Source organism: Clostridium sp. SHJSY1 (genome assembly GCF_031626875.1).
Classification (GTDB): domain Bacteria; phylum Bacillota; class Clostridia; order Clostridiales; family Clostridiaceae; genus Clostridium.
On the sequence record NZ_JANDMF010000023.1, the window covers coordinates 40,913 to 54,513 of the forward strand.

The 13,601-nt window shown below is 29.8% G+C and carries 12 protein-coding genes; 4 read left to right on the forward strand and 8 right to left on the reverse strand.

The window, feature by feature from the left end; all coding sequences use genetic code 11:
* Nucleotides 1-61: 61 nt before the first annotated feature.
* Nucleotides 62-700, forward strand: a complete 639-nt coding sequence (locus NNC19_RS11810) for an MBL fold metallo-hydrolase (RefSeq protein ID WP_310938859.1) — start codon at nucleotides 62-64, stop codon at nucleotides 698-700.
* Between the two features lie 131 nt (nucleotides 701-831).
* Here NNC19_RS11810 and glyA read toward each other — a convergent pair whose 3' ends face one another.
* On the reverse strand, nucleotides 832-2,064 hold the full coding sequence (gene glyA, locus NNC19_RS11815) for a serine hydroxymethyltransferase (protein WP_310938860.1): 1,233 nt from the start codon (nucleotides 2,062-2,064) through the stop codon (nucleotides 832-834).
* Nucleotides 2,065-2,201: 137 nt separating this feature from the next.
* On the opposite strand from glyA, the gene NNC19_RS11820 reads away from it, so the two are divergent.
* Complete coding sequence (locus NNC19_RS11820) at nucleotides 2,202-2,969, forward strand: threonine/serine exporter family protein (protein ID WP_310938861.1); 768 nt, start codon at nucleotides 2,202-2,204, stop codon at nucleotides 2,967-2,969.
* Entirely contained in the window at nucleotides 2,966-3,403 is a 438-nt protein-coding gene (locus tag NNC19_RS11825) for a threonine/serine exporter family protein (RefSeq protein WP_310938862.1), read from the forward strand. Before NNC19_RS11820 ends, NNC19_RS11825 begins: the two co-directional genes overlap by 4 nt.
* Nucleotides 3,404-3,497: 94 nt before the next feature.
* Here NNC19_RS11825 and NNC19_RS11830 read toward each other — a convergent pair whose 3' ends face one another.
* The 7 genes from NNC19_RS11830 to glnA form a co-directional block, all read right to left on the reverse strand.
* Nucleotides 3,498-3,761: a metal-sensitive transcriptional regulator gene (locus NNC19_RS11830; RefSeq protein WP_310938863.1), complete on the reverse strand. Its 264-nt coding sequence runs from the start codon at nucleotides 3,759-3,761 to the stop codon at nucleotides 3,498-3,500.
* Nucleotides 3,762-3,926: 165 nt separating this feature from the next.
* On the reverse strand, nucleotides 3,927-5,306 hold the full coding sequence (locus tag NNC19_RS11835) for a radical SAM protein (protein WP_310938864.1): 1,380 nt from the start codon (nucleotides 5,304-5,306) through the stop codon (nucleotides 3,927-3,929).
* A gap of 131 nt (nucleotides 5,307-5,437) precedes the next feature.
* Nucleotides 5,438-6,625 carry an LL-diaminopimelate aminotransferase gene (locus NNC19_RS11840; protein ID WP_310938865.1) on the reverse strand — a complete coding sequence of 396 codons (1,188 nt, stop codon included), beginning with the start codon at nucleotides 6,623-6,625 and terminating at the stop codon, nucleotides 5,438-5,440.
* A gap of 2 nt (nucleotides 6,626-6,627) precedes the next feature.
* Entirely contained in the window at nucleotides 6,628-8,226 is a 1,599-nt protein-coding gene (locus NNC19_RS11845; RefSeq protein WP_310938866.1) for a CTP synthase, read from the reverse strand.
* A 6-nt stretch (nucleotides 8,227-8,232) separates the two neighbouring features.
* Nucleotides 8,233-9,063: a diaminopimelate epimerase gene (gene dapF / locus NNC19_RS11850; RefSeq protein WP_310938867.1), complete on the reverse strand. Its 831-nt coding sequence runs from the start codon at nucleotides 9,061-9,063 to the stop codon at nucleotides 8,233-8,235.
* A 2-nt stretch (nucleotides 9,064-9,065) separates the two neighbouring features.
* The gene (locus tag NNC19_RS11855) at nucleotides 9,066-9,635 is read right to left on the reverse strand and encodes an ANTAR domain-containing protein (RefSeq protein WP_310938868.1); all 570 of its coding nucleotides are present in this window, start codon (nucleotides 9,633-9,635) and stop codon (nucleotides 9,066-9,068) included.
* A 28-nt stretch (nucleotides 9,636-9,663) separates the two neighbouring features.
* Nucleotides 9,664-10,995: a type I glutamate--ammonia ligase gene (glnA, locus tag NNC19_RS11860; protein ID WP_310938869.1), complete on the reverse strand. Its 1,332-nt coding sequence runs from the start codon at nucleotides 10,993-10,995 to the stop codon at nucleotides 9,664-9,666.
* Nucleotides 10,996-11,437: 442 nt separating this feature from the next.
* On the opposite strand from glnA, the gene NNC19_RS11865 reads away from it, so the two are divergent.
* On the forward strand, nucleotides 11,438-13,537 hold the full coding sequence (locus NNC19_RS11865) for a glutamine synthetase III (RefSeq protein WP_310938870.1): 2,100 nt from the start codon (nucleotides 11,438-11,440) through the stop codon (nucleotides 13,535-13,537).
* Nucleotides 13,538-13,601: the final 64 nt, after the last annotated feature.

Here is a 13,601-nt window from a genome sequence, read left to right on the forward strand (position 1 = left end):
TTGAATTTTATTCATATTAGTGCTATACTAAAACAAATACTTAAGATAGGTGGTGGACTTATTGTATAAAATAATTACTATTCCTTGTGGTAATGTAAATTGTTATTTAATAGAAGGTAATAATTTTGCCATTTTAATAGATACAGCAAGAGAAAAATATAGAAACTATCTGTTAGAAAGACTTAAAAATTACAATATAATCCTAATAATTTTAACTCATGGTCACATTGATCATATAAGTAATGCTGCTTTTTTAGCTAAACATTTTAATGCAAAAATTGCAATGCACGCTGATGATTATAAATTATCTAAAAATAATTGTATTAATGATATTTATTCAAATTCCTTACTAGGCACTGTTTTTAAAATTATATCTCTAAGACATTTCAAAAATACATCTGTTGATGAATTTGAGCCTGATTTATTTTTAAATGATGGACAACCTCTTGAAGAATTTGGTATTAATGCAACTATAATTCATTTGCCTGGACATACTAAAGGATCCATTGGTGTACTTATAAATAACAATGAATTAATAGGTGGTGATATTTTTATGAATTATATATATCCTTCTGAAACCTTTATAGCAGAAGACATTGACATGTTAAGAAAAAGCATAAAAAAAATTGAATTATTAAATTTAAAATTATTTTATCCTGGACATGGAAGAGAAATTACCTCTGTAAAAGTTAGCATTTAATTCTGAAAACATTTTCTTAAATTTACCTATTGAGATACAATATGTGATAATTACAAAAGTATATATACATTTAATAAAATGGGCTATTATAGATCTAATTTTTTATTAGTTCTATAATAGCCTTAGAATTTCTAATATAAAGGATGTTTTGCACAAAGTTCTACAACTTTGGCTCTTAATCCATCTAAATTTTCATCTTTGTTTTTAATAGCTTCATCTATTATCTCTGCTACAACTTTCATATCATCTTCTTTAAATCCTCTTGTAGTTACAGCTGCTGTACCTATTCTAACTCCAGATGTAACAAATGGACTTCTAGTTTCATTTGGAACTGTATTTTTATTTAAAGTTACACCTATTGAATCAAGTAAATTTTCTGCTTCTTTCCCTGTTATATCTTTATTGTTTAAGTCAACAAGAATTAAGTGATTATCAGTTCCTCCTGATACAAGCTTAAATCCTTTTTTAGTTAATTCTTCACCAAGTACTTTACAATTCTTAACTACTTGAGTCATATATTCTTTAAAATTTGGCTCTAAAGCTTCTTTTAAGCAAACAGCTTTTCCTGCAATTACATGCATTAAAGGTCCACCTTGCATTCCAGGAAATATATTTTTATCTAAATCTTTAGCAAACTTTTCTTTACATATTATTAATCCACCTCTAGGACCTCTTAAAGTCTTATGAGTTGTAGTTGTTACAAAATCTGCATATGGAACTGGTGATGGATGTACTCCAGCTGCTACAAGACCAGCTATATGTGCCATATCAACCATAAAATATGCTCCTACTTCATCAGCAATCTCTTTAAACTTTGCAAAATCAATAGTTCTAGAATATGCACTAGCACCAGCTACTATAAGCTTTGGCTTATGCTCTAAAGCAAGCTTCCTAACATTATCATAATCTATAACCTCTGTTTCCTTATCTACTCCATATGAGACGAAATTGAATAACTTTCCTGAAAAGTTAACTGGTGAACCATGAGTTAAATGTCCACCATGGCTTAAATCCATTCCAAGAACAGTATCTCCTGGATTTAATATTGTAAAGTATACTGCCATATTAGCTTGTGAACCTGAATGAGGTTGTACATTTGCGTGTTCTCCTCCAAAAAGTTCTTTAGCTCTATTTCTTGCTATTTCTTCCACTTCATCAACTACGTGACAACCACCATAATATCTTTTACCTGGATATCCTTCTGCATATTTATTAGTTAAATGAGATCCCATAGCTTCCATAACAGCTTCACTAGTAAAGTTTTCTGATGCTATTAGTTCAATTCCATTTTGTTGTCGTTTTAATTCTTTTTCCATTAATTCGTAGATTTCTTTATCTACTTTTGATACATTGTCAAAATTCATTTTATACTGTCACCCCAATTACTCTTTTTAATCAATTATAAGGTTAATTATTACTTTTATCAACTAATTTTTATGTTATATATAATTTACTTGTGCTATAATACATAAAGAATTTGTTTAGAAAGTAGGAAGTTTTTATGGATTTGAATAAGCTTCTAAAGGTTGCTACCTTTGCAGGTAAAATTATGTTAGAGAGTGGTGCAGAAACCTATAGGGTAGAAGAAACTATCTGCAGAATTTGTTTATCCTTTGGTGTAGAAACTGCAGACAGTTTTGTTACTCCCACTGGTATAATGGTTTCTATTTCTAATAATAATGAGACCTTATCATTAATTAAAAGAGTCACTTCTAGAGGGGTTGACCTTAATAAAATAGATTTAATTAATAATTTATCAAGATCACTTCAAAAAAACACCAATCTTGATGATTTTTATAACTCTCTCCTTAAAGTTAATGCAGGAGATAGATATTCAACAACAACTACCCTAATTTTTTCTGCTATTGCTGCAGGTGCATTTTCATATCTTTTTGGTGGAGATATAAAAGATTTAATCTCAGCTACATTAGTTGGTTTAATAGTTAAAATAATTACCAATGAATTTGAAAAATTATCTGTAAATGAATTTTTCATTAACTCCATAGGCGGTGGCATTTCAGCCTTTTTTGCTATAATATTATTCTCACTTGGAATTGCAAGCCATATAGATAAGACCATAATAGGTGCAATTATGCTATTAGTTCCTGGTTTAATCATTACCAATGCTATAAGAGATACTATAGCTGGAGATTATTTATCTGGAATAACCAAGGCCTCAGAAGCTTTTTTAATAGCTATTTCAATTGCTGTTGGCACTGGTGCTATACTTAGTTTTTGGATTAATACCTTAGGAGGTTCTACTATATGATTATAGAAACTTTATTTTCAGTTATCGCTTCAATGGGATTTGGAATTATATTCAATATAAAAGGTAAGAAACTCTTATTTGCTTCTTTAGGTGGAGGTGTAAGCTGGTTCTTTTATACTTTAGGTCTTAGACTTGGATTTTCTGATATATTCTCTTTGTTTATTTCATCTATTTTTTTTAGTATATATTCAGAAATCTTTGCACGAATATTAAAAACTCCTGTAACTACTTTAGTAATATGCTGTCTTATACCTTTGGTTCCAGGGGCTGGAATGTATAACACTATGTATGAAGTTATTACTGGAAACATTCCCAAAGCATTAGAACTTGCTATAAACACACTCTCTAGTTCTGGAACTTTGGTTTTAGGAATTATTTTTGTATCTACTATAACTAGACAATTAAAAGAACTTAAAATATTAAAAGGAAAGTAGAATGTACACTACTTTCCTTTTATAAAGAGCACGTATTCATTGTGACAAAGCCAAAAACAAGATTACAATTTTTTACTTTCAAACCGATTTTAAATCACTTAATAAATGTATTTATTGTTTTCATAAGTTCCTTAAGTTGTTCTTCTCCTTCAAAATCTTCTCCTAAAGAAAGACAATTGCAAGCATAATTTTCAATCATGATTGCTCCAACTTTATTTATAGCTGATCTTATAGCTGACACCTGAACTAATATATCTTTGCAACAAACATCCTTTTCTACCATCTTTTGAATTCCTTTTACTTGGCCTTCAATTCTTTTTAATCTATTTAATATCTCTTTATTATTATCTCCATCCATATCTATGCCTCCTAAATATACCCATAGGGGTATATTTATAGTTTAACCTAAAATATTAAATTATAAAAGTAATTTTATCGACAAAAGAGCCCTCTCTATAGAAATTACTTCTATTTTGGAGATAGCTCTTTTAAAACTAAAACAATTTTAGTCTATATAATTTTCCTAACCTTTAGAGAATTCATCATTACCTTTAGAGTCAAAATCCTGTTTCCATGCTTCATCTGCATATGGCTTAAATTCTTCTGCCAAGTTATTTAATTTTTCTTGAAATTCCTCATTATTTAGCATAGCTTCTGCACTTTTATCTGTAGGATGAGCATTTACCTTTTTGGCTACTTCTCTTATCACATTAGGATTATCAATCATCATACATGGTCTTAGCATATTCTTATTATATGGTTGTCTCATCCTTAATTCCTTAAATAATCCACCTCTAAACACATCTATTAAGTTTTTTTCTTTTACATTATCAGTTGCTATATGTGCAAATATACAAGGTTCTACATCTCCATTTGAGTTAATGTGACAATAAAACTTTCCTGCTATACATCCCCCAACATATGGAGCATCATTAAAGAAATCTATTGCAAAGTATGGTTTTGTCACCCTTATGTTCCTAACTTTTCTTCCAAGTTCTATTCTTTGTTCTGGTTTTAACATAACTTCTATATCTGGTTTTTCTCCAACTGGCATATAAATAAAATACCAACTCATTCTAGCACCTTTTTCAATTAGCATATCAATAAACTTGTCAGATGTTACAATATCCATATTATGAGTTGTAGTAGCTGATGATACTCCAAATGGAATTCCTCTGCTCTTTAAAAGGTCCATTCCATTCATTACTTTATCAAATACACCTTTACCTCTTCTAGCATCTGTTTCCTTTTCAAAGCCTTCTAATGAAAACATAGGCATAACATTTCCAAGTTTACAGAGTTTTTCTGCTATTTCATCATTAAATAACGTTCCATTTGTAAAAGGAGTAAACATCACATCACTATATTTTTCATAAATCTTATACATATAGTCAACAAAGAAAGGTTCTCCTCCTAATACAACCATATAGTGTATTCCCAGTTCTCTTGCTTCTCCAACTATTTTATCTACTTGTTCAAAAGACAATCCTTGATCTTTTGGATAATCTGCTGCATAACATCCTGAACATCTTAAATTACATCTCATGGAAGGACTAAGTAAAATTACAAACGGAATTTTTGTATCCTCTCTATCCATCCACTTTTGTCTCATTTCAACACCATTCCAAATAGCATCTGCAAGGAAATTTTTAAAAAATTTTTGAAGGCAATTGGAATTAGTATTTAGTAATATATCTTGTATCTCTTCTTTAACTGTTGGAATCTCATTGTAATAATCTTCTATGTTTTTTATTGCCATTTTGCTATCTTCATCTTTTGATAATTTCTTAGCTACAGAAAATAACTTGTCTACATTTTTCTCTGGATTCTTTTCTAAAATCTTACCTAGTTGTCCTACAATTGCTTCTCTACTTCCTTTTTTTATACCTTCTATTATACCCATAGTAAATTTCCTCCATCTTGTTTATAATCTTAAGTCATTTTACTTTACTATATATATTCTAATTTATTTAAAATAAAACTTTAAAATAAAAAAAGTTGAAAAACTTTATGTTTTCCAACTTTTTTTGATATCTAATTAAATTTCAATTTTTTTAATCTTTCAGCTGCTTCTTCAACATTTTCTCTTAAAGCAAAACAACTAAGACGGAAGTATCCTTCACCATTATTTCCAAATCCAACTCCTGGAGTTCCAACTATATTAGCTTTTTCTAATAATAAATCAAAGAAATCCCAAGATGACATATTATTTGGACATTTTAACCATATATATGGAGAATTCTCCCCACCAATATAGGTAATTCCAAGTTCCTTTAGAGTTTTTCCAAGTATTTTGGCATTACTCTTATAACTATCTATTACTTCTTTACACTTTGCTCTACCTTCTTTAGTAAATACTCCTGCTGCTGCCTTTTGTACCACATAAGGAACTCCATTAAACTTTGTAGTTTGTCTTCTAAGCCAAAGTTTGTTTAATTGAACATCCTCACATTTTAAATCCATAGGAACAACTGTATATCCACATCTTAATCCTGTAAATCCAGCTGTCTTTGATAAAGAACATATTTCTATTGCACATTCTTTAGCTCCTGGAATTTCATAAATACTATGAGGAATATCATCACTGCTAATAAAAGACTCATATGCTGCATCAAATAAAATTACTGCATTCATTTCCTTTGCATACTCTACCCATTTAGTCAATTGTTCTCTATTATATACAGCTCCAGTTGGATTATTTGGTGAACAAATATAAATAAGATCAGCCTTAACATTATAATCTGGTAAAGCTAAGAAATTATTATTTATATTACTATCCATATAAATAATCTTTCTTCCTCCCATAACATTTGTATCCACATATGCTGGATAAACTGGATCTGGTATTAATACTATATTATCTTGTGCAAATATATCTAGTATATTTCCTAAATCACTTTTTGCTCCATCACTTACAAAAATTTCATTTGCATCTAAATCAACTGAAAATTCTTTATAGTAATCTTGAAGCACTTCTCTTAAAAATGCATATCCTTGTTCTGGTCCATATCCTTTAAAAGTTTCTATTGATGCCATGTCTTTAACACCTTCTTCAAGACCTGCAATTACAGGTGCACTTAAAGGAAGTACTACATCTCCAATTCCTAATGATATTACCTTTTTATCAGGATTGCTTTCTTTAAATTGGTTTACCTTTTGAGCTATGTTTGAAAATAGATAACTATTTTCTAATTCTAAAAAATTTTTATTAACTTTTAACAATTTTACTCCTCCTTTGCAGCTTTTACTAATCCAACAAATAGTGGGTGTGGTCTGTTAGGACGGGATAAAAACTCTGGGTGATATTGAACACCTACAAAGAATTTATGATCTTTTAACTCTACCGCCTCAACAAGTCTTCCATCTGGAGAAATTCCACTTAGTGTTAAGCCATTTTCTATGTATTGTTGTCTGTATTCATTATTAAATTCAAATCTATGTCTATGTCTTTCTTGTATAAGTTCTTCACCATAAAGTTCAAATAATCTACTATCTTTATCTATTTTACATGGATATGCTCCTAAACGCATTGTTCCACCTTTAGATTTAACCCCAATTTGATTATTCATTAAATCTATTACAGGATAATTTGATATTTCATCAAATTCTCTAGAATTTGCATGTTTAAATCCTAAAACATTACGTCCATATTCTATAACTGCAACTTGCATTCCTAAGCAAATTCCAAGGAAAGGTAAATTGTTTTCTCTAGCATATTTAACAGCTTCAATCTTACCTTCTACACCTCTGTTACCAAATCCACCAGGTACTACGATACCTTTGCATTCTTTTAATATATCCTTAACTGTTTCTTTAGTTATTTCTTCACTATCAATCCATTCTATTGTAACATTTATACCATTTTCATATCCAGCATGCTTTAAACTTTCAACTACTGAAATATAAGCATCATGTAACTGTACATACTTTCCTATTATACCAATCTTAATTTCTGACTGAGCTTCTTTTATCTTTTCTACTAAAGCAATCCATTCATCCAATTTACATTTTGTATTCTTTATACCAAGTTCTCTACAAACAATTTCTGAAAAATTACTATTTTCAAGCATTAATGGAGCTTCATAAAGTACTGGAACTGTACTATTTTCTATAACACAATCTCTTTTAACATTACAAAATAATGCTATTTTATTCTTTATATCATCTTTTAAAGGTATATCACATCTACAAATAATTATATCTGGATTTATTCCAAGCCCTTGTAATTCTTTAACACTATGTTGTGTTGGCTTTGATTTTAATTCATCTGATCCCATAATATAAGGAACTAGTGTAACATGGATAAATAGACAATTATCTCTACCAACTTCTAAAGACACTTGTCTTATAGCCTCTAAGAATGGTGTCGATTCTATATCTCCTACAGTTCCTCCAATTTCAGTTATTATTATATCACTATCTGTAACATCTCCAACTGAATATACTTGATTCTTTATTTCATTTGTAATATGTGGAATAACTTGAACTGTTTCTCCAAGATAATCCCCTTTTCTTTCTTTATTTAGAACATTCCAATAAACTTTACCTGTAGTTATATTAGAATATTTATTAAGATTTTCATCTATAAATCTTTCATAATGCCCTAAATCTAAATCTGTTTCTGCTCCATCATCTGTTACAAACACCTCACCGTGTTGAAAAGGACTCATAGTTCCTGGGTCAATATTAATGTATGGATCAAATTTTTGTGCTGTTACTTTTAATCCTCTACTTTTTAATAATCTACCCAAAGAAGCTGCTGTAATACCCTTTCCTAATCCTGATACAACACCGCCAGTTACAAAAATATACTTTTTATTCATAATTAATTAAATCCTTCCTTCAAAAACAAATTCCGCTGGGCCAGTCATATAAACAAGGCCATTAGATAAATACTTTATCTTTAAATCGCCCCCTAAAAGTTTTACTGTAACCTCTTCATCAAGCTTACAATATTTATTTAGTACTGATGCTACTACTGCTGCACAGGCACCTGTTCCACAGGCATACGTTTCCCCACTACCTCTTTCCCATACACGCATTTTAAGAGTTTTTTCATCAATAACTTGTATAAATTCTGTATTAATTCTTTCTGGAAACATAGAATGATTTTCAAATCTTGGACCTATTTTTTCTATCTCTAAATCATCAATATTATCCATGTATACTACACAATGAGGATTTCCCATTGACACACAAGTTATTTGAGCCTCTTCATTACCTACTTTAATCTTTTCATTTATCATAATATCTTTATTAGATAAAACTGGAATATCCTTAGAATTTAAGATTGCTTTTCCCATGTTAACTTCTACAAGTTTAACTTTGTTATCCTCAATAGAAAGTTTAAGTGTTTTAATCCCACCTAATGTTTCTAGTGTTATAACATCTTTATTAGTAAGTCCTTTATCATAGACATACTTAGCTATACATCTAACACCATTTCCACACATCTTTCCTTCTGAACCATCAGCATTAAACATCCTCATTCTAAAATCAGCTACTTTAGAAGGCAGAATTAAAATAATTCCATCTCCTCCTACCCCAAAATGTCTATCACTTAATTTAATAGCTAATTCTTCAGGATTTTCCAATTCCTTTTCCATACAATTAAAGTAAAGATAATCATTACCTATTCCATGCATCTTAGTAAATTCCATAACTACACTCCTAAATAATTTATTATTTTATCAGCTACTTCCCTTCTAGTCAACCTAGCATCCATAGCTTGTTTTTCCAAATATTTATGTGCTTCTTCTTCTGTCATATTATTATATTGAATGAGCAAACATTTAGCTCTATCAATTTTCTTAATATCTTCTACTTGTTTCATTAATTTATTCTTTTCATTTCTAAGGACACTAAACCTTTTTAATGAAGTAAAAACAAATTTTACGCCTTGATGAAAAATTGATTTAGTAAAAGGTTTCGGTATAACAAAAATTCCATACTCTTCAACCTTAGCAGATACCAGATCAGCATTCTCAGACTTTACCACTAATATAATACCACTATTACCACTTCTTGATAACTTAACAGCAAAATCACTGCCAAATTCATCTTTTAGAGGAGTATCTACTATTATTATACTATAATCCTCATGAATTAATCTTCTTCTTGCTGATCCACTATTACCCTCAGTGTCAATATGGACATACCCCATACTCTTTAAATTTTCAGTATATACCTTTGTTCCCTTATCTGAGCTACATACTAATAGTATTTTATCCATATAACACCTCCTACACTCAAAATTTTAACTATAGCCTATAAAAATAATTATTTATCTCCCATTCACTTATTTCATCATGAATTGTACATTTACTTTCATAATCTTGCCATTCTTTAGATTTAATTGCTAAATACTTATTATAAACAAAATCTCCCAGAACTTTTTTTACAAACTCACTATTTTTCATTATATGAAGAGATTCATTAAGATTTGAAGGTAATTTATCAAATTTTTCTACCTCTATATTATCTATATCACCGTAAAGATTTCCTTCCACTGCCTCTGGTAGTACTTTTCCTTCTTTAATACCTTCCATTCCTGCATAAATCAAAAGAGCAAATGCAATATATGGATTGCAAGTACTATCTGGACTTCTAAGTTCCATCCTGCTATATTCACCTCTTGATGCTGGTATCCTAATTAATTGTGATCTATTTTTATGTGACCATGTTACATATTTAGGAGCCTCAAAAGAACCAAATCTCTTATATGAATTAACTGTAGGATTAAGCACTGCTGTAATTTCTTTTATTCTATCCATTACTCCAGCAATAAATCCTTCTGCAACTTTGTTATGAGCTCCATCTGTGTGGAAAAGATTCTTATCTTCCTTTGATATGGATAAATTAATGTGAAGACCTGAACCACTTTTATTTAAAAGAGGTTTTGGCATAAAACTAGCATGTAACCCATTTAGATTAGCTATTGTTTTTATAACATTCTTGTAAGTTATAAAGTTATCTGCTGAAATTAAAGCATTATCATGCATAAAATCAATCTCATTTTGTCCTGGTCCAGATTCATGATGTGAACTTTCTGGTGTTACTCCCATTTCCTCTAAAGTTAAACATATTTCTCTTCTGATATTTTCTCCTTTATCAAAAGGTGCTACTTCAAAATATCCTGCTCCATCATGTGGAACTAATATAGGATCACCTTCATCATCAGTTTTGAATAAATAAAACTCACATTCTGGACCTACTTTTGTTGTATATCCTAAATTCCAAAGATCTTGTACAGCTTTTTTAAGTATATTTCTGCAATCACCTTTAAAAATATCTCCATCTGGAGTTTTTATATCACAAAAAAATCTAGCAACTCTTCCTTCTTGTGGTCTCCAAGGAAGTATTGCTAAAGTTGATGGATCTGGAAACAAAAACAAATCTGATTCTTCAATATTTAAAAAGCCTTTTATTGATGATGCATCAAAGCTTATTCCATGCAAAAATGCCCTCTCTAATTGAGATGACATTATAGATATACTTTTTAACTCCCCACAGACATCACAAAATTGTAACTTTATAAATTTAATATCATTTTCTTCTATAAAACTTAATATTTCAGCAATTGTTTGATCCATATAACTACCTCCTTATTTTTAAATTTTATTAATTATTTCTTATTTTAATTACAAAACTTAAAATAACCAACTTCATTAATATTCCTAACTATACTATTATACCATTGATTATTATAACTCTAACTATTGTAATTATAACTTTTCTTTCATAATTGTATCATCTAAAACCAAATAAGCAACTAAAAAATTTTAGTTGCTTGAAAAATTTTTATAACATTATTTTTAATTATTTAAATATAGGGTCAATTAATAAGCACTCCAAAAAGCACAATTAACAGAACCCCATTGTTCATGCTATAATTTTATTAAAAAACTAAATTATTGTCAATATTTTTTTTAATTCTATTGCATTTTAACTCCTTAAATTATATAATGTTATTAACAGCAAAGGCGCTGTACACTATAGGTGTACAGCGCCCTTTTTTATTAAGGAGGAATCTTGATGGATAATAAGAACTATGTACCAAATTTATTTGGAAGTATGGTATTCAATGAAAATACTATGAAAGAACGCTTACCTAAGCAAACTTATAAAGATTTAAAAAAGGCTATAGAAAATAATACAGAACTTAATCTTGAAATAGCCAATGTTATAGCTAATGCAATGAAAGATTGGGCTTTAGAAAAAGGTGTTACACATTTCACTCATTGGTTCCAACCAATGACAGGAATAACTGCAGAAAAGCATGATGCATTTATTCAACCAACTGCTGACGGAAGCATAATAATGGAATTTTCCGGAAAAGAATTAATTAAAGGTGAGCCTGATGCTTCTAGCTTCCCATCTGGTGGATTAAGAGCTACTTTTGAAGCAAGAGGATATACAGCTTGGGATCCTACTTCTTTTGCATTTATAAAGGATAATACATTATGTATCCCTACAGTATTTATGTCATATACAGGTGAAGTATTAGATAAGAAAACTCCTTTACTTCGCTCAATGGAAGCTTTAAACAAGCAAGCTTTAAGGATATTAAAATTATTTGGAAAAGATAATGTTAAAAGAGTAACTACTACTGTTGGTCCTGAACAAGAATACTTCTTAGTAGACAAAAAATACTATTCAAAGAGATTAGATTTAATGTTAACTGGAAGAACTCTTTTAGGCGCTAAAGCTCCTAAGGGTCAAGAATTAGAAGATCACTACTTTGGAAATATAAAAACTAGAGTAGCTGCATATATGGAAGAATTAGATAGAGAGTTATGGAAGCTTGGTGTGTTAGCAAAAACAAAACATAACGAAGTTGCTCCTGCTCAACATGAGTTAGCTCCAATATTTGCTTCTACAAATATTTCTGCAGACCATAACCAATTAACAATGGAACTTATGAAAAAAATAGCAGATAAACATGGTTTAGTTTGCCTTTTACATGAGAAACCATTTGAAGGAATTAATGGTTCTGGTAAGCATAATAACTGGTCTCTTTCAACAGACCTTGGAGAAAACTTATTAGATCCAGGTAAGAATCCTGAAGATAATGTTCAATTCTTGACTTTCCTTTGTTCTGTAATAAAGGCAGTTGATGAATATCAAGATTTATTAAGAATTTCTGTTGCTAATGCTGGAAATGACCATAGATTAGGTGCAAATGAGGCTCCACCTGCTATAGTGTCAGTTTTCTTAGGTTCTCATTTAGAAGAAGTGCTAGAATCAATAGCTAATAGTTCTGTTTATGCTTCAAAGAAAGCTACTAGAATGGAACTTGGAGTTGATATAATTCCTAAATTTGCAAAGGATACTACTGACAGAAACAGAACTTCACCTTTTGCATTTACAGGCAATAAATTCGAATTTAGAATGTTAGGTTCAACTTTCTCTGTGTCTGGCCCTAACATAGTTTTAAATACTATAGCTGCAGAAGCTTTAGAACAATTTGCTGATACTCTTGAGTCAGCTCCTGATTTTAAAACTGCTTTAGATGATTTAATAAAATCTACTATCCAAAAGCATAAGAGAATTATATTTAATGGAAATAATTATTCTGATGAATGGGTTGAAGAAGCTCAAAAGAGAGGTTTATTAAATCTTAAAACTACAGTAGATGCTCTTCCTCACTTTGTAGATGAGAAAAATATAACTTTATTTGAAAAGCATAATATTTTCACAAAAGTTGAAATGCATTCAAGATATGAAATACTTTTAGAAGAGTATTCTAAAGTACTAAACATTGAAGCTTTAACTACTGTTGATATGGTTAGAAGACAAATTCTACCTGCAGTAACTTCATTCATGAAAGAATTAAGCGATACAATAATCAGCAAGAAATCAGTTGGTTTAAGCACTAGCTGTGATATGGAAAAAGGTACATTGACACAAGTTTCCACATTTGCAAACAAGCTATATGAAGAAGTTGAAAAATTAAATACTCTATTGACTAAAGCAGAGGAACGTAAAGATGCATATGATAATGCAAACTTCTACAAAGCAAAAGTAATTCCTGCTATGGAAGCTACAAGAACTGCTTGTGATAGTCTTGAAGTCTTAGTTGGAGAAAATTACTGGCCAATTCCAACTTATTCTGATTTAATCTTCAAAATATAGTTCTTATTATCATAAATATAAACAGGTAGTTAATTAGCTACCTGTTCTATTTTTATCCTTAATA